Source organism: Clostridium sp. L2-50, assembly GCF_000154245.1.
Taxonomy (GTDB): Bacteria; Bacillota; Clostridia; order Lachnospirales; family Lachnospiraceae; genus Coprococcus.
This window is the reverse complement of record NZ_DS480329.1, coordinates 1-20,970: the sequence shown is the minus strand read 5'-3', so window position 1 is coordinate 20,970 and position 20,970 is coordinate 1. Positions and strand designations below refer to the sequence as shown.

Sequence of the window (20,970 nt, the reverse complement as noted above, 5' to 3'; positions counted from 1 at the left end):
TAAATTTTACTTATTTTCCTTAAATATTGCATTTCCTGTGCCTGCCGTATAGTCTGTCAGGTCCAATGTTCCGCTTTTTCCTTCAAGTTTTGCAAGAATACTTTCCAGATTCATCAGCTTGTCCTCAAGACCGGTCCCGCTTCCAAGTTCAATCTTTATCTTATCCTTATACAAGACAATCTCGTTATCACTGTTGAACCGGATCTCATCGATCAGGAGCTCGTTCTTATCAATCAACTGTGTCATGGTAAGAATCTCCTGAAACATCGCATCATTGGTTACCGGGAGCTTCTCTCCTACAACGATACGATCAAATTTGAGTCCCTGTATACATGGCACATCAGGAAGCTTCTCAGCCGAAGTCTCAAGCACACGGCCGTCATTATCAAAATAAATATACTGATCCATATAAATCACACAGCCTGCCATGGATTTCTCATATACTGTGATAGTCACTGTATGCTTACCGATCACCTCTAGCTGAAACTTATCAACAAACGTTACATCCTCTACCGGATGAAGTTTGTTTTCAATATAGAAAAATAATGTATTGTCTGCTTTCTTTCCTTTTGTAACAATGTCGATCACTTCATCCTTTGTGTAATGGACATTTCCGGACACCTGTATCTTCGTCAGGCTATAGGACTTTATAACATAAATGTATGCACCCATGCACAGCAACAATAATGCAGCCAAAATGATCAAAAATATCTTTCCGGCTTTCTTCTTTTTCTTCTGTTCAGATTTTTGCACATTCTGTTCTTTCTGCATATCTACATTCATCCTATACTACATCTTCTATCTTCCCGGTTTTATCTGCCTTGCAACTGCAAACATCAGTCCCATTTCAAGTAACAGGAAGAAAATCGAACTGCCACCGTAACTGATAAACGGAAGCGGCACACCTGTCGGAGGTATCGTATTTGTAACAACACTGATATTGATCAATACCTGTACTGCAATATGTGCCATGACCCCAACCGCTATCAATCCTCCAAATCGATCACCTGAATTGATAGCAAGCACTGTACATCTGTAGATCAGTAAAATAAACATTATGATCGTAAGCACAGCTCCAAATAAGCCCAGTTCCTCACATATAACAGAAAATATCATATCATTATGTGATTCCGGAATAAATCCCATCTTCTGAATACTGTTTCCAAGCCCTCTGCCAAAGAATCCACCGGAACCAATCGCGTATAGCGACTGCATGGTCTGGTATCCATCATCGTATTTCTCCGGAGCAAGCCAGATACGGATACGATCTGCACGGTATCCTGCTGTAGCGATAAATACCACACACATCAGGATTCCCAGAACGCCCATCAATATAAAATGCCAGTTCTTCGGGCTCGCTACAAATACAATGATCATCACGATCCCAAAACAGATGATCGCCGTACTCAAGTTCTCGATCGCGATCAACACGATCGTTATGAGCGGAAGCAGGAGCATCTTTGCAAGTCCCTTGATCGTATTCAGGCTTCGGGGTTTTCTGGTACAAATATCTGCTGTATAAACGATCAGTGCCAGCTTTGCAAATTCGGATGGCTGAAAGCCAAATGCTCCGATATATATCCATCTGGTCGAACCATGACTCGCACTTCCTATAATGTACACCAGCACCAGAAGTGCTATTGCCACATACAGAAAATATTTGGAGTATCTCGCATATCTGCGATAATCAATCTTGGATACCAGAAACATTCCAACCAGTGCAACAAGTTCAAAAACAAGCTGTCGTTTTGCAAAATATGTACTGTCGTCATACAATTCATCCGCCCGGTATGAGCTGGTACTGTATACCATAACCAGCCCGAACAGGACAAGCCCCAATACAATTCCAAACAGCGGATAGTCGAAGTAGCGTCCGCTGTACCATAACGGCTGTTTTCTGCTATCTATCTCATTTGTATCTGTTTTCCTGTTTCTGTCATTCAAATATTTCACTCCTTAAAATCGCGGACATATTCTTTGAACATTCTTCCTCGCTGTTCATAATTGTCGAACATTCCCCAGCTTGCACATGCCGGAGAAAGGAGAACTGCTTCCCCATCTTTTGCATTTTCATGACAATATTTTACTGCTTCTAACAGATCGTCTTCAAATACAATATTATGGAATCCGTGTTTTTTGGCAGTCTCTGCAATCTTCTTCGCTGTCTGACCGATCAGAACAAGGCATCTGACTTTTCCGTCAAATGCATCAATCCACTCATCATAAGTAGAGCCTTTATCATAACCTCCACCGATCAGATAGGTTGGTTTTACCATTGCCTGAATTCCCTTGATGGCTGCATCCGGGTTCGTTCCCTTGGAATCATTATAATAATCCACGCCAGCTACAGTCTTTACATACTCTATTCTATGCTCTACAGCCTTAAAGCTTACTGCAACATCACGAATAATATTAACCGGCACTCCCATATAATATGAGATACCGACAGCTGCAAGTACATTTTCAACATTATGTGCCCCAAGCAGGATCAGATCCTTTAACGCAAGAACATCAATCTTTTCTCCGTTTGCTTCAATCTTGATATGACCATCCTCTACATATACACCTCCGGCAGGCTTCTCCAGTCTGCTGAAATATACAACTCTCGGACGAATCCCCTCTGCCATTGCTCTTGTATGTTCATCATCATAGTTTAATACAACCACATCTTCTTCTGTCTGATTTTTTGTAATCGATTTCTTGACATTTCCGTAATTCTCAAATGTATAATGACGATTCAGGTGATCCGGTGTAAGATTTAAGACAGCACTGACATTTGGATGAAAATCCACGATCGTTTCTAACTGAAAGCTGCTGATCTCCGCTACTGTCGCACTGTCGTCATCTGTTGTATCGCAAAGCTCTGTATATGGGATACCGATATTTCCGACTACGATAGTCTTTGGATTCCATGCTTTGACGATCTCTCCGACAAGTGCAGTTGTGGTTGTCTTGCCATTGGTTCCTGTGATCGCAGCGATCTTACCTTTACCGAAATAATATGCAAGTTCAATCTCACTCCATACCGGAATACCTGCTTTTTTTACTTCTTCTACAAAAGCAGAATCAACCGGAATACCGGGGCTTATAACCATAATATCTGTCTGCTTCAATACTTCATCTGTTAATTTCCCAAGAAGGATCGTAACAAGCTCCGACCGGGAAAGCTTCTCCATCAGATCATTCTTATCTCTTTTTTCGTTTTCATCAAACAACGTAACCTTTACGCCGTGCGCGATCAGAAGCTTTGCCGCACTGATTCCGCTCTTACCTGTACCTGCCACTAAAGCATTTTTAAAATTCATTTTTCATATCCTCCGTATTAAACAGCCAGTAAACCTACAACACAAAGCACGGCTGTTACTATCGCAAATATTGATACAACCTTTGTCTCAGGCCATCCGGAAAGCTCAAAATGATGATGGATCGGTGCCATTTTGAACACTCGTTTTCCGGTCAGCTTGAATGAAACTACCTGAATGATAACCGATAATACTTCTATAAAATAAATGAATGCCACGATCAGAATAAATAACGGCATCTTAAGCATATATGCGATCGATGCTACAAATCCTCCAAGCGCAAGTGAGCCGGTATCACCCATGAACACTCTTGCCGGGTATACGTTATAAACAAGGAATCCTAATAAACTTCCCGTAGCTGCACAGGAGATCGGTGCAAGTCCTGAACCGGTTCCGATTGCAACAACTGTAAAGAATGTAGCGATCAGCGCTGTTACAGATGATGCAAGGCCATCTAATCCGTCTGTAAAATTTGCTCCGTTTACAGTTCCAAGTACTACAAAGAACAGTAATACGATGTAAAACCACTTATTAAGAACAACTGTCTTCCCGATAAACGGAATAATGATCTCATTGTTGATCTCGGTATATTTCTCAATATAATATGCAAATATGGTAGTTACAACGAACTGTCCCAACATCTTCTGCCAAGCACGAAGCCCCATGGAACGTTTCATCACTACCTTAATGTAGTCATCGAGAAATCCAATCAATCCAAAACCAAGTGTTACAAATAACACCGGCAGAATATCCGGATAATCTTTCATATAAAATAACGAGGTGATCACCAAACTGAGCAGAATGATCAAACCACCCATCGTCGGGGTTCCTGACTTCTTCAAATGCGTTTCCGGGCCATCATCTCGTACAAACTGTCCAAATTTCAGTTTCTTTAAAAACGGAATTACGATCGGGCTTAACACCACACTGATTCCAAATGCTATAAGTATCGGTAAAATAATTGAAAAATCCAAGTTCATTTTTTGTACTCCTTACCTGCCATTTTTTATGAAACGGCTATATTTTTTCCTCATGTATGAGGTAACTTTCTTATTCTTCCTTCTGTATTCCCAAGTATGGCAGAATATTGGAAAAAACTTCCTGTACAACCGGAGCTGCAATAGTACCGCCATAATATATGCCCATCGGTTCATCGATCATAACAAATGCCATTATCTGCGGATCATACGCCGGTGCAAAACCTATGAACGATGATATGTATTTTCCCGTTCCTCTGGGATATTTCTCACTGGTTGCTGTCTTGCCACCGATCCTGTAGCCTTCAACCTGGGCTTTACTTCCACCGCCTTCCGCTACTACCGATTCCAACAGATCCCGCATCAATGCTGATGTTTCACTGCTGACTGCCTGTTCTGTGACCGGATATTCCAGATTTGTTGTCACCTGATTATCTGCATCCGTCACCTTCATACCGATATGCGGTGTAATCTTATTTCCACCATTTATAACAGTAGCTGCTGCTGTCACAAACTGGATCGGTGATATCTGAATCGATTGTCCGAATGACATTGTTGCCAGTTCCACCGGCCCGATATCGGAAAGCTTATGCATAATGGAATTTGCCTCACCCGGAAGATCAATCCCGGTTTTCTGAAACAAGCCAAGCTTCTGATAGGTCTGATACAGATTCGTGGCTCCTGTTTGTTCCCCGATCGTCATAAATGCCGGATTACAGGAATTCATCAGTGCATGCCGGAAGTCTTCCGAACCATGCCCCGTCGTCTTATGACATCGAATCCGTCGATCCTCTACGATCTTATATCCCGGACAGTAAAAGGTATCGGATAAGGACACTGTTCCTGCCTCCAATGCCGCCGTCGCTGTTACAATCTTAAATGTCGATCCCGGTTCATAAGTATCACTGACTGTAAAATTACGCCACATATTATTCAGCGCATCCATCTTCTGCGCTTCCGTCATACTCTCATAACCGTCAATCCCTGTATTTAACTGAAACGGATGGTTCAGATCATACTCCGGAACATCAACCATGGCATATATCTCGCCATTTTTCGGATTCATGATAATCATCGCCACACGTTTTGCCTGCTTTTCTTCCATAACAGCAAGCGCTGCCTGTGTTGCATATTTTTGTATTGTCAAGTCCATTGAAAGTACCAGATTATCTCCCGGTACAGGACTTACTCTCGTTTCCTTTACATTTGGTAATTCGATTCCTTTTGCATCCGTTACTGTACGGATGCTGCCATCTTCTCCTGCCAATATCGCATTATACCATACCTCAAGACCGACAATACCCTGATTGTCAGATCCTGTGAATCCAAGGACCTTGGAAGCAAGACTTCCATAAGGATAATACCTTTTATAGTCCTCGTCAACCTTAATTCCGGCAACATTCAATTCTCTTATGGCATCTCCGGTTGTTTTATCTATATTGGCTGCTATCAATTCTCTCGATGAAACCTTTTTCACCTTTTTGCGGATATCCGCTTCAGCCTTATCCAGACGTTCATTTAAGACACGGATAACTTCTTCCTCATCTTCAATCTGGCTGTGGATAACAGATACAGAACAGACTGCCTTGTTATCAGCCAGAATGTTGCCATTTCTGTCATATATCTTTCCTCTCGGCGCCTTGATGCTTCGCTCTCTTTCGTGAAGTTGTGTCGCTGCGCTGTCATAATAGTCTGCTTTTGCAACCATCAGATATGCGAGTCTTCCCATCAGCAATACCGCTGCCATTACCAGTGCGATACACATAAAATATATCTTACGTCGGTTAAAACTATATAGCTTCATGCTGACCGCCGCGTTTGTTTATCCTTATATCTTATTACTTTTCCCGGACAAATATGCCACCGGCGATAATGTCCCGGATATTTCCATTTTTATTCATCTGTAACCTTGGCTTCTGTCGTACCCTCTGTTGTGTCCTCGGATGACGCTGTTGTATCATCCTCTGTGGTATCGTCTTCTGCTGTACTTTCTTCTGTAGAAGAAGCTTCTCCTGTCGAATCTTCTACATCACCTTCAAATGGAGAACTGATCGGTTCATCTTTACCATTATAGGTTACATCTTCATCACTGCTCTGATATACATTCATATACGGAAGCAGATCTTCCATGATTGCATGAAATAAAAGTGCTCCGGCACCTGATGTAGACTGACTCTCTACATCCGGCTCATCTACTGCTACATAGAGCATGATCTGTGGATTCTCTACAGGTGAAAATCCTATAAATGATAATACATAATTTCCCTTATTTCTCGGGATCTTTTCTGCTGTACCTGTCTTACCGCCGATCGTATAGCCTTCAACCGCTGCTCTGGAACCGGTACCCTCAGTAACTACGCCGGCCATATACTGCTTCATCAGATTCGATGTGCTCTTTGATACTGTCTTACGAACAAGTTCCGGTTCATTGTTCTCTATGATGCTTCCATCCTCATCTACAATCTGTCTGACCGTATGAGGTGTATAATAATTACCACCGTTGATCAATGAACAAAAGGCCGCTGCCATCTGGATCATTGTTACATTGATACCCTGTCCAAAGGATGAAGTAGCAAGCTCAACCGGATTCAGATTTTCTTCCGAATATACAAGTCCGCTTCCCTCACCGGAAAGATCGATACCTGTCTGGCTTCCAAAATTAAATATATCCTGATACTTGGAAAAGGTTTCTTTTCCTTCTGACTTTGCAATCTGCATTAATGCCACGTTACAGGACTGTTCTAATGCCTGCTTTAATGTAAGTGTACCGTCACCAGTTCGGTTATGACAATAGATCGGATCTGTACCATCCGCTACGATCTCGTAACCCTTACAATAAAATGTATCTCCGTCTTTGACCACACCATCTTCAATCGCTCCTGCAATCGTAAACGGTTTAAATGTAGAACCCGGCTCTAAGATATCACTGATACAGTAATTTCTCCAAACCGCATCTAAGGCTTCATATGTCTGATCACTTGTCAGATCATCGATCGTCTTCTTAAATTCATCATCTGTCATGGATGAAAAATCATATGTGATCTTTTCCGGATCTTTCGGTTCTTCCGTTGTTGCATCTGTAGTGTCCTCAGAAGATCCTTCTTCACTGCTGTCTTCCGTCGCAGCCTCTGTACTCTCTGTAACAGTAACTTTCATATTACGAAGCGCATCTGTATCCATCGGCTCATTCGGATCATAGCTGTAAGATGTACTCATACCGAGAACCTCTGCTGTATCCGGATCCATCGCAATAACACCGATCTTCTTTGCGCCGGTCGTTTTCATGTATTCTTCTATATTATCTTCAATGATCTTCTGAATATTCAGATCGATAGTCGATACTACTGTATATCCATTCTGCGCGGGCACCGTAACCGATTCTACGGTATTATCATTTGTCAGATATCCGTAGGTCTTACCGTTTACGCCATTCAGATAGCTGTTATAGTAGCCTTCGATTCCACCCTGTCCGACATTTCCGCTTACTGTATAACCAAGCAAATGGCAGGCAAGACTGCCATTTGGATATTTTCTTTTATATTCCTCTTCAAAGCGCACACCGATCACATCTGCGCCGTCTTTTGTACTGCAAAATTCCTGAAAGGCTTTCACATCTGTATAAGCAAGTCCCTTCATGGCGACACTGTAAAAGGAATCCGTATTCTGCATACACTCATCGAACTTCGATTCTTCCATGTTGAAATATTTTATCAGCGCAGCCTTTGTTGCTTTCTTGCCTGCTTCTGTCCGCAGAATATTTTTTGGCTCAAGTATAAGATTATATACCTTCTCGCTTGTTGCAAGAACATTTCCGTTTCGGTCTACGATATCTCCCCGTTCAAATGGTATATCAAGACTATCATAAGATTTCTGATCCAGCACTTCCTCCTGATACTCCTGACCTTTTGCAACACTGATATAAATAACTCTTGCAACTAATACCGCAAAGAATATTACTGCCGCGAAAAAAATGATAAGCAGTCTTGTCTTCATTCTTTTTAAGAACTGTTTTCCTTTTATTGACATATAGTTCCACCTTTATAAAATATTTTCTGTTATGCTGTTCTTCCTGCTCCTGCATAACGCAAAATTTCCTGAGGCTTATTTAGTCTCAGGAATGTTCTTGTACTGTACAACATAATCATCGCTGTTTTGTGAATAATAAACAGTTTGTCCCGGCTTTGAATATGTCATACCAAGTTCTGTTGTAGCGATCTTATATATTTCATCCAGATCTGTCATGCTGTCCAGACCTGAGCTGTATTCTGCATTTGCATTCAGCTGTTCATTCAGCTGGCTCTGAAGGCTTGTAACCTCTTTCTTGCTTTCTTTTACATCTGCAGATAATTTCAGTACAATAAAACATAATCCTACTGCACATATTACCGCAAATGTCAAGAACAGTCCATGCCTTAATTCATCTACCCATCTTCTGTCTCTCTGTCTGACAGCCGGTGCCTGTTTTGTTCTTACCTGTTTCTTTCTCTGTGGCATCTGCTTTCTTGCAGGTGCTGCTGTCTGTCTCTCCGGTCTTCTTCCGGCAGGATGACGTTCCGGCATCTCAGTTTTCCTTACAGGTTCATATTCTCTTCTGACCGGTTCTGCTGAATAATCCAGCTTTCGAACCGTACTTCCGTCTATGTAGTAGTGATTCCGTCTTTCTGACATTTTAAAACACCCCTTTTATATATTCATACCTTTTTCAAACACCCTGAGTTTTGCACTTTTGGATCTTGAATTTATTTCCATTTCTTCTTCTGTTGGAAGAATCGGTTTTCTTGTTATCACTTTTCCTTTTGATTTTCTTCCGCATGTGCACACCGGAAAATTCGGTGGACAAATGCACGGGTTTTCATTTTTACGAAATGCATTTTTCACAATCCTGTCTTCTAACGAATGGAATGTGATGATACATAATCTTCCGCCCGGTTTTAAACAGTCGATCATTCCATCAATGGAATTCGTCAGTACTTCAAGCTCATGATTCAATTCGATGCGAATCGCCTGAAATGTCTGCTTTGAAGGATGTCCCTGAGCATTTCTTACTTTTGCGGGAATCGATCCACGGATGATATCGTTTAATTCTTCTGTCGTTTCTATCTCTTTATTCTCACGATATTTCACAATATGATATGCAATGCTTTTTGCAAATCGTTCTTCGCCATATTCCTTAAGTATATGAAAGAGCTCCTGCTCGGTATATCCATTTACGATATCCTTCGCAGTCTTTGTCTGGCGATCATCCATACGCATATCAAGGGGAGCATCAACCCGATATGTGAATCCTCTATCCGCATTATCGAGTTGATATGAAGATACGCCGAGATCCAGCAGTATCCCGTCCACCTGACTTATATTTAGCTCGTCTAGTATGCTTTTAAAATTCTGATAGTTATCTCTTACGACTGTGATACGATCACCGTACTCTGCCAGTCGTTCTTTCGCTGTCGCGATCGCCTCACCATCCTGATCGATGCCGATCAGATGACCATCCGATCCAAGTCTTTTCGCTATTTCTCTCGAATGTCCGGCTCCCCCAAGGGTTCCATCCATATAAACACCATTCGGTTTGATATTCAAATTTTCAATGGTTTCATCCAGTAAAACCGATGTATGTTTAAATTCCATAACTACCACTTCTGTCCTTATATTCTGAAATCCAGTTCGTCCAGCTTGTCTGCAATCTCATCCATATTCAGGGATTCTTCATTATTGATCTCATCCCATGCTTCCTTATTCCAGATTTCTGCTTTTTCTCCGTTACCTATGATGACAACATCTTTTTCGATATTGGCAAATGTACGAAGTGTCTGTGGAATGATCACTCGACCCTGTGCATCCGTTTCGCACTTTACTGCTCCTGAGTTGAAGAAACGCTTGAACTGTCTCGCACTCTTATTCGTCATCGGGAGCTGGTTCAGCTTGTCCGCAAACTGCTGCCATTCATCATTCGGATAAACATACAGACAATTGTCCAGACCTTTTGTGATCATGAAGGTGCAGCCGAGTTCCTCTCTAAGCTTGGATGGCATGATAAGTCGCCCTTTGGTATCTAATCTGTGTTCATATTCACCTGTTAAACACTTGGACACTCATTCCACCTTCTTTCGACTCATTTCCTCCACTTTGTGGCACCAATCCACCACTTCACTCCACTTATAGGGTAATTCTATACTACTTAACTAAAAAAAGCAACCACAAATATGAAAATTTCACATTTGTAGCTGCCTTAATTTTTTGTGCATCGTAGTTTCGTAGTTGCCCCTGCAATCTCCTGTATAATAAGTATTGACATTTGCGTAGTTTCGTTTATGAGACTTGCACTAGCTGTCAGCACCAAGCCCTTGTTTGAACCCATAAGGGTGAGTTAGGGCGACTGCTGACAAATCGGCGTGCGAGTCGAATAGAAACTTAGCAAGTCAGGCTTATTATACAGGAGGCTGCAGGGGCAACTACAGAACTACGATACACAAAAAAGGACATCCACGCCATTGTGGATGTCCCGTTTGTATGTTTGTATGTGTTTTTACACCTGAGTGTACATTCCGGTGGGGGATGATCCCATTTTTAGAAACACGCAACCTTGTACATATTCTTTCTGCTGATCACACCTATGTCTTCCAGAGTGTTCACCATTCTGTATACCGTTGCGATTCCTATGCTGTCATCTCTTTTGACAGCCTTGTAATATATTTCCTTACAAGAAGAACAGTCTTCATCCAGAATAATATCTAACAGAATGCATCTCTGTTTTGTAATGCGAAATCCCTGTTTTCTAAGCTTCTCGATCACTGCATCCTTCCGGTTTGGTTCTCCCTGATATCTTACATAACCAAACACATTGTCATTACGGATTTCCTGAACAATCATTTTATTCCTCCATTTTTATATCAATAAATATAACTACTACGTTCTTATGTTGGTTAGTATATTCTAACATTCGTTAGTTGTCAATAATTATTTATATATTTTGTGAACAAATAACTGTTTTTTCCGAATCCCGGTGACTACTGTTCAATATCTATGGCTTCTGCAGCTTCTGTCTGATCCACATCCTGATCTTCCTGTGGTTCTTTACAGTATGCAAATGTAATCACAGCCTTAAACAGATCTCCATCGATCACAATGTTAAAATCCGCATGTTGAAGCTGACACAGGCTTCTTGTAATGGATAAGCCGAGTCCGCTTCCCTCTGTATTTCTGGAACTGTCACCTCTTACAAAGCGTTCCATCAGTTCATCACTTGAAATATTCAGCGGTGCTTCTGATATGTTCTTGAACTCTATACATACCTTCGCAGGTTCTTTGATGCTCTTTTTAAGATCACGGATCACATTTCCATCTTCATCGGTTATATAAGTATTTACATATAACCGAGTCCCCGGCATCGTATATTTGAATGCATTATTTAATAGATTATCAAATACTCTCCAGAGGTGTCTGCCATCTGCTTCGATCCCTGCGCGATCCTTTGCGAGATTCGTTACCAGCGTGATGTTCTTCTGCATCAATTTGTCAATATATTCACCGGATGCCTGTTCTGCGATCATATTCGCATCCATGTTTACAAGCTCTACCTTTACATTTCCGGTCGATGCCTTAGAAGCATCCACAAGATCCACGATCAGTTTTTTTAACCTTGCTGACTGCCTTGCTATTACTTCTATATAAGAAGCCTCAGGTTCTTTTTCAATATCCTCCTTCTGAAGCAGATCGACATAGTTAATAATAGAAGTAAGCGGTGTCTTGATATCATGCGATACATTCGTGATAAGCTCCGTCTTCATCCGTTCACTTTTCATCCGGTCATCTACCGCAAGCTGGACACCTTCATTGATATGATTCAGATTCTCGCCATGTTCTTTGAACTTTCCAAACATGAATCTTGTATTTACCTTATGACCATACTCGCCCTTTGCAAGCTTGTCACCACCCTGGAAAAGCTCCTGCATCATACAGACAAATGCCATATAGGCAATTGCACAGATGATCTTCAACAGCATTAATACAATAAATCCAGCTTCATTTATATATACAGCATTAAAAACAAGCAATGCTACTATAATTTCAACGATCGTAATTACGATATACAAAAGGAACGCTTTTATTATAAATGGAACCTTGCTGAATACATACCGGAAAAATGCGGTTATCTTTCCCGATTTTCCAAATAGTTTGCGACCCAGTCTGACAATCCATGATGTATTAAGCAGATTCGACTGTTTGACTCTTGCGATCAGATTGTTGATCAGTAAAAGTCCGACCGTACAGATACAACCCAAACCGATCAGACATACAATAGTCTCAATATCATGTCCTGTAATATTGCTATCAATAAAATAATGAAGCCGGTCTGTACCGCTGTAACTATAATAAGCATATGATAAGGAATAACTGATATTCTGTGCAAAAGCAATCAACAGACTTATCAAAACGACTATTCCAGTCAATATAATTTCAACCGGAACCTTTTCTGTTTTTCTTACAACACCGTCTTTACCGGATAATACCATACTTGTGATCATGAATATGATACACAAAACAAAATCAAGTCCAAAGAAGAGCAGGATTCTGTTCTTTCCCGAAGCAGCCTTGCTGATCGCCTGTAGGCTCTTATTCATACGTGAAGAAACGTCAGATGTGCCGTCGATATATAAATTACCGGAAGCATATATCGTAATATCGTCTCCTGCATAATTGCCAACGATTACGGTATATCCATCTTTTATGATCGGATAATACATATCATCCTCCGCATAATACTCGTACTGCTTTGTCGTTCCGTTTGCTGTGATCGCTATCTGATTTCTATTATAAGAAATCGTTACTCCCTCCGGCGTATTGTATGAACCGGAACTCTCTATTTCCTCCTCCATTGTTGTTGAATCTTCTGATGTTGCAGACTCTTCCGATATTCCTGAATTCTTGGTTTCGGCTTCCGTCTCTGCTTCCGTATCTGTGGTATTTCCCTCCAGATCACTCAGATCAATTCCATAATCATCAGACACCTCTGACCTGGAAAGAGCTGCTTCATCCGGCATACGCAGGTTAACATAATTATAATTGTTTCCTTCTTTTTCCACACCGATACTCTGTGCTTCCTTATAGGTATCATATCTCAGAATCTTTCCTGTAGGAATACCGGTCGTCGTACTGACAACTGCTTTCTCTCCTAAAACTCCATATACTAATGCTTTTTCCGGCAGATTATCTGTCTGCGCCAGCATAATGGAATTTGATTCACCCGTTTTTGAAGAATCCCAATCATCACCAACACTCACATACAGATCTGTTTTCGCATATCCATATATTTTCTCCAAATCCTCTTTATAGGTACGATCATATTTATCAAATGCATTTTCCTTTTCCGACAACAGCATCAGAAAATCACTTGCATCGACAACATTATCATGATTCATATCCTTTTTCTGCAAAGCATCGGGATCGTATTCATAGTCTCCCCATTCATCATCACTGTAACTGATATCCAGAGTATTTCTAATATACTCGGCACCACGATTCACACAGGTAGTCAACATCTCGCTCTGATAATCCGCTTCCAGTTCTGCCCGCAGCTCCGATTCCGATCTGCCCTGAAATATTCCGGCTTCATACATATCAAGCAGTACATAACCCAATATAAATCCAACGCTGCAGGTGATAAAAAATAACGTATAGATCAGTAATTTAAAGGGATTGTTATTTTTTAACTTATTCATGTTTCGCATTCTCCATTCCTGTCAGACTGTATAGAGGTTTACTGATATTCCATCTTATAACCTCTGCCCCAGATCACCTTGATATATCTTGGTTCTCCGGGATTAATCTCTATCTTTTCACGCAAATGACGGATATGGACAGCTACCGAACCTTCGGCTCCGAGCGGTGTTTCTTTCCAGACTTCCTTGTAAATATCTCTCGGTGAAAATACCTGTCCCGGATGTTCCATCAGAAGTCTTAAAATATCATATTCTGTCGGTGTCAGACTGACCAGTTTGCCATCGACCGTAACCTGCTTGGAATTATCATTCAACTCAATTCCCCCGATCACGATCGCATCTTTCTTGATCTGTCCGCTTCCAAGCTGCATATATCTTCGAAGCTGCGATTTCACTCTGGCGATCACCTCTACCGGATTAAACGGCTTGGTAATGTAATCATCTGCACCCACTTCCAGTCCAAGGATCTTATCTGTATCTTCACTCTTTGCGGTCAGAAGGATAACCGGCAGATTCGTCTCCTCGCGGATCTTTAACATCGCTGTGATCCCATCCATCTCCGGCATCATGATATCCATTAACACCAAATGGATGTCATGCTCTTTGATCTGCTCTAACGCTTCTTTTCCGTTGTAAGCTTCATAAATATTGTAGCCGGATGTTTTCAGGTAAATCTTTAAAGCTGATACGATATCTTTCTCATCATCGCAAATTAGTATATTATACATTTCTTTTCTCCTCGTCCGAAAATATGATTGTTGTCTGTATCTTATCGGGTACGTGTGCGCACCACGCATTCCTTTTTAGGATACAGCAAACCGCTGATATTTTCCATATCTTTCTTTGACGGTATCATTGTAAGGCTTTCTACCATTAAGATACAATTTGGGATATCCTTAAGATTTATTAAGATGTGGGGACGATAGAAGTGTGGAATGATATATCTTCATTTCGCAAATCACTCTCGTTCTATCCTCGATGCAGCGGTACATAAAGTTGCAAAAGACGCAACTTAAGTACCGGCACTCGGATAGGTTTGCTACATGAAATATATCATTCCACACTTCTATCTGTATATTGGTATGGCAATATACTTATTACACATTTGTTTTTACAAATCTAAATATCATTGTTAACCATGTGAAATATTAAAAGTTATGGATGTCAATTCTTGTCTTTGTTTTTTTTAGGTGATACACTTATTAGGCTTATTTTAGATTTTTTAAATGCATAGAATGCATGAAACACATAATGCACTATTAAAGTTTTTATAAAGGAGTTTGATACATATGACAAAGAAAGAGGTTCTGGAAATCCGGCATCAGTTTGCGCAGGCTACCTGTTCGATCGATAAGATCTGTGGCTGCTATGTGGATGGTGACAGACGTAAAATTGCGACAATGAAGGAAGCATTTCTCTCTCTGCCGGAGGAGGAAGCATTTAAATATTTTGAGATCTTTAAGAAAAATCTGTCCGGCTCGATCGGAAAGAATCTGATCACGATGCCGTTTCCCACAGATTCGGAATTTGACGGCGGTACGCAGGAATTTCTGTTAAAGCTGCGTAACAGCAAATTAGAGGATGATGAACTGATCGACCAGTTCTATGATAAGGTAATCGAGAATTATGACTATACCGGAAACTATCTGATCCTGCTGATCCATGATATATATGACGTACCCGGAAAGACCACAGACGGACTGACAATGGATGATGCCTCGGATGAGATCTACGAATACATCATGTGCTGTATCTGCCATGTTAATCTGTCAAAGGCAGGACTTAGTTATTTTGATTCGGAGAACACCTTCCACAACCGTATCCGTGACTGGATCGTGGATGTTCCTGATATCGGTTTCCTGTTCCCTGCATTTATCGACCGGACAGCCGATATCCATAATGTCCTCTACTATACGAAGAAGCCGGAGGAAATCCATGAAGAATTTATCCGCTATATTCTCGGAACGGGAATGCCTGTAACTGCCGGTAATCAGAAAGAGGCGTTCCAGACGATCATCACCGATACACTCGGAATGGACTGTGATTATGAAGTGATCCGGAATATCCATGAGAATCTGAATGAAATGATCGAGGAACAAAAAGATAGTCCGGAGCCACTGACCTTATCCAGAAATTCATTAAAGAATCTTCTGGAAACCTCGGGAGTATCCGAAGAAAAACTGCAGACCTTTGATGCAAACTTTGATCGCGCCGCTGCTGCTTCCGTGAACCAGCGTCCGGTTGCCGAAGGTTCCGAAGAGACGCTGCCTGCACCGGCTCCGGGAAAAGTACAGCTCTATGCAAATAATATCGCCAGTACAAAATCATTTGAAGTAAAGACTCCGGAGGTTGTGATCAAGGTCAATCCTGACCGCGCCGATCTCGTAGAGACCCGTGAGATCGATGGACGGAAATGTATCGTAATCGAGATCACAGATGAAGTATCCGTAAACGGAATTCCTGTAAAATATTAAAAAATGCCCCACTGATCATACAAATGCCTGTAAGCAGATATCTTCCTATGATCAGTGGGGTATATTTTTTACACCTGTATCTCCACATGACTGCCGCCCTGATGATCCTTAGTAACCAGGATCTGGCGGTCGATACGATGCTTCAGCTCTTCCACATGAGATATGATACCAACCAGATGATCGGACTCGGACAACTCAGCCAGTACATTTAATGCCTGCTCCAGAATATCAGAATCCAGTGAGCCAAAGCCTTCATCGATAAATAATGTATCAATTCTTACACCTGCCGCATTTGCAGATACAATATCGGCAAGTCCAAGTGCCATAGACAGAGATGCTACAAATGCTTCCCCGCCGGACAGTGTTTTGACATCTCTTTCTTTTCCCGTCCGATGATCCAGCACGAACAAATCAAGCCCTCTGTTTCCTGCAGTCTTCTGTCCGCGTTTCAGCTCAAACTGGTTGCATACGATCTGGCGCAGTCTGTGATTCGCACTGTCTATAATGCGGTCAAAATAGACCTCCTGTATATAGGTTTCCAGCTTATAATTACCAAGTGCGGCCTGTGAAAGATCCTGAAGCTTACTGTATTTCTTATAGATATTCAGATATGCTCCATAATCCTTCTTTAATTTGCTGTATGCTGCCTTATTCTTAACTAATCGTTCCGCGATTGCATCATGCCTGATGGCAACACTGTTTTTCTTCCGGATCGTGCGTTCTATCTGCCCGGATATCTGTTCAAGCAGAACCGTTGATGTCGTACAGAAATGTGTATAACATTCTCCGTAGCCGCCTGCCTGCTTTTCCAGTTCCTGTTCATCTGCAAAATCATTTTCTTGATTGCTGTCAGGAAGCTTCTGTATCACACTTTCGTCATTTACAGATGTGTTCATTTCTCCGCTGTCCGTTTCAAGTGCAGAAAGAACATCTTTCTCCAACTGCCATTCCTGTCTGTATTGCATATTCTGATCTTCTGCATCACGTTTCAGATTTGTTTCCAGTGCAGAGAGTTCCTTTGCAAGTTTATTATAAGTATCTCTTGCCTCTGTCTTCTTCCGGTTCACCTCGGCAATCTCATTTCTCACCTGTTGCAGTTGCTTCAGGATATCCGACTCATCCCCCCGGATCTCCTGTCGCATCTGTGCCGCGGCTGCCTGCTTTGCCGTGTAACTCCGGTCTGCCTCCTGATATTCCTCTGTTACCCGCACTTCCGTTTCTTCCAGTTCTTTTATCTGCAAACGAAGCTCGCCAAGCTGCCTTTTATGTTCCTGATAACTTCTGTGCTCTTTCTCAAGTGTCCGCAGTCTGGCTTCTGTTTCCTCTGTCCTTTTCTCCCAGATTACATGTAGTTTTCTGACCTCATCTATCAGAACATCAGCCTGTGCTGTCTGATCCGGTATGGTAAAGGCTGCCATCTCCATAACCGCTGCTGTTGTCTGATTCCGTTTTTCTTCCAGACGACCATTCAGGCTTCCAAGTTCATTTTCTTTTCGTCTGAATGAAGCATCCGCCTGATCAAATGCAGCACGAAGCTTCTTTACCATTTCTTCTGTTACAACAGCTCCGTCACAATGTGCCTTTTCCGGATGTGTCTTACTTCCACAGACCGGACACGGTGTTCCCTCCTGTAGGTTCGCTGCCAGTTCTCCACAGATCTGATCATTCCGATTTCTGATAGCTTCCTCGTAATTCGCATTTGCCTGATTCCGCTTCTCAAATGCGCTCCGATTATCAACCACCATCTGCTGTTTCTTAATTTCCAGATGATCAATCTCCAGACATTCTTTTTCAAGCTCCTGTAACCGCTGCATACGTTCTGCAATCTGCTTCTTTTCTGTCTGAACCTTCTCAAGCTTCACCTGTGAAGTGTCACCCGGATTCACGATCTGTTCCAGCTCCTCGGTCTGCTTCTGAAGTTTCTTCTTTGTTGCAAGAATATCCTGTCTTTTCTTTCCTGCCTGATGGCATACCTGCTCCACAAGCAGCAGTTCTTTCTCCATCTCATTTAACCGCACAAAAGAATCTGCCTGTTTCTGAAGCTCCGCCTGTCTCAGCATAAGCGGTTCTGTAGACTGTGCTTCCATACTATGATTCTGTGCTTCTGCACTGACAAATTCCTGCTTCACCTGTCTGTATGCATCGAGATGTGCCACATAGCCATCATAGGTCTGACCAATGATTCTCTTATTTTTCTCGATTGCTGTATACCAGTTGTCATATTGGTTATTGGTCTGTGTATAACTCTCAATCTGATGATGCAGATCTTTCGCCTGCTTTTCTTCGATCTGATTCAGGCTGTGCAGCTCTTCCAGAATATCATCAAATGCCAGATGACGATTTTCCAGATGCTCCGGCAGATCCTGAAGCCCTGTTTTATAAAGCTCCGTTTCATCCGGCAGCTCTACTCCCTCTATCGTACGATCTACCTTTGCAACAAGCTCTGTATAGACCCCCTCTGCCTCTTTACAGTCCTGTGCGATCCTGTTCTGGATATATTCATAAATCTTCGTATCAAATATCGTCTTAAAGATATCGCTTCGGGTCTTCGTATCCGCAACTAACAGCTTCTTAAAATCTCCCTGTGCGATCATCGCAACCTGTCGGAACTGATCGGCCGTAAGTCCCAGCACCTCTCTTACCCTGCCGATCACCCCTGCTGTCCGCTTACCATCAATATCTGCCGCTTTCAGCTCTGTCTCCTGTCCATCCTCCATCCAGCGCACTTCTGCCTGCTTCATGGATTTGTATCCCGGTCTCTCATACGCCGGACTTCGCCAGACCTTATATTCATGACCGCCGCTTTCAAATAACAGCTCTACATAAGTAAGCTGCTTTGGATCTGCAAAATCACTTCGGAGCATTTCACCGTTTCGTCCGGTGTTATTCTTCCCGCTTCCTGCGCTGGTCTCTCCGTAAAGGGCATACATGATTCCGTCAAATATCGTTGTCTTTCCCGATCCGGTATCTCCCGAGATCAGAAAAAGTCCCTGTTTCCCAAATTTTCGAAAGTCAATCTCCGTTTTTTCTATATACGTTCCAAACGCTTCCATTGTAAGTACCAGTGGCCGCATCATCTTCACCCCTGTCTCTGTTCATAATAATCCCGGATCAACTGTCTGATATAAACCGCATTTTCATCGGACAGCTCCCGTTTCATCTTTCTGTTATAGAAATCCGCAAATGCCTCATCAGGTGCAAGATTCTTCACATCCTCAAGTGTCCGTTCCTGTTCCGGTCTGCTGCCATCTGCCATCTGGAATTCTACTGACATCAGGTTCTTATACACGGTCCGAAGTCTCGCCTGAACATCAATGATCGTTTCCTTATCCGTTAGCACAATTCTCGCATAATCTTCATTTGCTTCCCGGCTCATGGCTTCATCAAGTGTACCCGTAAAATTGTACCACGCATGAAGCTGGTGCAGGGGCAGTTCACGGATCGAAAGCTTTCCTTTTTCTCCAAGTTCTACCACTGTGACAGATTTCTGATCGTCGGCTTCCGACATAGAATAGATAACCGGTGTGCCACAGTACCGAATCTCCGGCTTTCCGATCTGCTGTGGAGAATGAAGATGTCCAAGTGCCACATAGTCAAATATATCAAATACAGTACGGTCAATATTATCCAGTCCACCGATCGATATTGTCTCCGAATCCGACCGCCGGTTCACTCCACTATTTGTTACGTTCTGATGGGCGATCAGTACATTCCTTTTCCCCGGATCAACTTGCATGGCTGCAACTGCCTGCTGCATGGCTTCTGTATATGTTAAGGCTGCTGACTCTTTCTCCGGTTCTTCTGTTAAATCCGATAATGTATTTTTTACGTTTGACGGCTTTACAAACGGCATCAGATAAAAATTCACATCTCCCCATTTATCCTGCATCGTCACCTTCATGGCTTCTCCACCATAGGTTCCTTTCATATATATATTCTGCTTTTTCATGATACTGCTGGCAAAATCCAGACGTTCTGCCGAATCATGATTGCCACTGATAATGAGGATGATCGTTCCGCTGTCTGCAAGTTCAGTCAGGAATTCATCAAATTCTGTTACTGCTTTTGCGGATGGAACTGCTTTGTCATAGATATCTCCTGCGATCATCACGGCATCCGGCTGTTCTTCTCTTACATATGCAAGGATCTGGTCAAACACATAGCGCTGGTCTTCCCACATCTCATATCCATTTACGATCTTGCCAATGTGCAGATCCGACAAATGAAACAGCTTCATCGTTGTTGTCTCCTTTCCCACGTTTCCCAGACGAAAGTTTCTATCCTTAGTAACTTATTACGCAAATCGCTCTCGCTCTGTTTTCATGCAGCGGTTCTAAGCTCCCACTTCGTGGATCGCTAAGTACCGGCATTCAAACAGGTTTGTTCCATAAGTTCTAAGGATAGAAACTTTCTGTCTTTGAAATGAATGTTGGTTTTTAAATAAGTTAAGTTTAGCATTATGAGGCAAGAGGGTCAACATTCTTCGAACTTTCGAAAT

Annotated in this window: 15 protein-coding genes; 1 reads left to right on the top strand and 14 read right to left on the bottom strand. The window is 42.1% G+C overall.

The features are described 5' to 3' along the window. Positions 1 to 6: 6 nt before the first annotated feature. From CLOL250_RS12700 to CLOL250_RS12645, 12 genes are all read right to left on the bottom strand, one after another. On the bottom strand, positions 7 to 771 hold the full coding sequence (locus CLOL250_RS12700; protein WP_274922293.1) for a cell division protein FtsQ/DivIB: 765 nt from the start codon (positions 769 to 771) through the stop codon (positions 7 to 9). Between the two features lie 27 nt (positions 772 to 798). Next, entirely contained in the window at positions 799 to 1,953 is a 1,155-nt protein-coding gene (ftsW, locus tag CLOL250_RS12695; protein WP_008402974.1) for a putative lipid II flippase FtsW, read from the bottom strand. Next, positions 1,950 to 3,305 carry a UDP-N-acetylmuramoyl-L-alanine--D-glutamate ligase gene (gene murD, locus CLOL250_RS12690; RefSeq protein WP_008402973.1) on the bottom strand — a complete coding sequence of 452 codons (1,356 nt, stop codon included), beginning with the start codon at positions 3,303 to 3,305 and terminating at the stop codon, positions 1,950 to 1,952. The genes ftsW and murD overlap by 4 nt, the downstream gene beginning before the upstream one ends. A gap of 17 nt (positions 3,306 to 3,322) precedes the next feature. Then, on the bottom strand, positions 3,323 to 4,282 hold the full coding sequence (mraY, locus tag CLOL250_RS12685) for a phospho-N-acetylmuramoyl-pentapeptide-transferase (RefSeq protein WP_008402972.1): 960 nt from the start codon (positions 4,280 to 4,282) through the stop codon (positions 3,323 to 3,325). A 70-nt stretch (positions 4,283 to 4,352) separates the two neighbouring features. Continuing rightward, entirely contained in the window at positions 4,353 to 6,083 is a 1,731-nt protein-coding gene (locus CLOL250_RS12680; RefSeq protein WP_008402970.1) for a peptidoglycan D,D-transpeptidase FtsI family protein, read from the bottom strand. An 89-nt stretch (positions 6,084 to 6,172) separates the two neighbouring features. Then, on the bottom strand, positions 6,173 to 8,305 hold the full coding sequence (locus CLOL250_RS12675; protein ID WP_008402969.1) for a peptidoglycan D,D-transpeptidase FtsI family protein: 2,133 nt from the start codon (positions 8,303 to 8,305) through the stop codon (positions 6,173 to 6,175). A gap of 75 nt (positions 8,306 to 8,380) precedes the next feature. After that, the gene (locus CLOL250_RS12670; protein ID WP_008402968.1) at positions 8,381 to 8,947 is read right to left on the bottom strand and encodes a hypothetical protein; all 567 of its coding nucleotides are present in this window, start codon (positions 8,945 to 8,947) and stop codon (positions 8,381 to 8,383) included. 15 nt (positions 8,948 to 8,962) lie between these two features. Beyond that, entirely contained in the window at positions 8,963 to 9,907 is a 945-nt protein-coding gene (gene rsmH, locus CLOL250_RS12665; RefSeq protein WP_008402967.1) for a 16S rRNA (cytosine(1402)-N(4))-methyltransferase RsmH, read from the bottom strand. A 17-nt stretch (positions 9,908 to 9,924) separates the two neighbouring features. Continuing rightward, a complete protein-coding gene (mraZ, locus tag CLOL250_RS12660; protein WP_021944496.1) occupies positions 9,925 to 10,371 on the bottom strand; it encodes a division/cell wall cluster transcriptional repressor MraZ in 447 nt (148 codons plus the stop codon). A 475-nt stretch (positions 10,372 to 10,846) separates the two neighbouring features. Next, the gene (locus CLOL250_RS12655) at positions 10,847 to 11,149 is read right to left on the bottom strand and encodes a transcriptional repressor (RefSeq protein WP_008402965.1); all 303 of its coding nucleotides are present in this window, start codon (positions 11,147 to 11,149) and stop codon (positions 10,847 to 10,849) included. Positions 11,150 to 11,286: 137 nt separating this feature from the next. Beyond that, the gene (locus CLOL250_RS13490; protein ID WP_008402964.1) at positions 11,287 to 13,998 is read right to left on the bottom strand and encodes a sensor histidine kinase; all 2,712 of its coding nucleotides are present in this window, start codon (positions 13,996 to 13,998) and stop codon (positions 11,287 to 11,289) included. Positions 13,999 to 14,036: 38 nt separating this feature from the next. Beyond that, positions 14,037 to 14,726 (bottom strand): response regulator transcription factor, encoded by a 690-nt coding sequence (locus CLOL250_RS12645; RefSeq protein ID WP_008402963.1) that lies wholly within the window; start codon positions 14,724 to 14,726, stop codon positions 14,037 to 14,039. A 561-nt stretch (positions 14,727 to 15,287) separates the two neighbouring features. Here CLOL250_RS12645 and CLOL250_RS12640 point away from each other — a divergent pair. Then, positions 15,288 to 16,472 carry a DUF4317 domain-containing protein gene (locus CLOL250_RS12640; protein ID WP_008402960.1) on the top strand — a complete coding sequence of 395 codons (1,185 nt, stop codon included), beginning with the start codon at positions 15,288 to 15,290 and terminating at the stop codon, positions 16,470 to 16,472. A gap of 68 nt (positions 16,473 to 16,540) precedes the next feature. Here CLOL250_RS12640 and CLOL250_RS12635 read toward each other — a convergent pair whose 3' ends face one another. Both CLOL250_RS12635 and CLOL250_RS12630 read right to left on the bottom strand, forming a co-directional pair. After that, a complete protein-coding gene (locus CLOL250_RS12635) occupies positions 16,541 to 19,549 on the bottom strand; it encodes an AAA family ATPase (protein ID WP_044946227.1) in 3,009 nt (1,002 codons plus the stop codon). Positions 19,550 to 19,551: 2 nt separating this feature from the next. After that, positions 19,552 to 20,709 carry an exonuclease SbcCD subunit D gene (locus CLOL250_RS12630; RefSeq protein WP_008402958.1) on the bottom strand — a complete coding sequence of 386 codons (1,158 nt, stop codon included), beginning with the start codon at positions 20,707 to 20,709 and terminating at the stop codon, positions 19,552 to 19,554. Positions 20,710 to 20,970 lie beyond the last annotated feature (261 nt).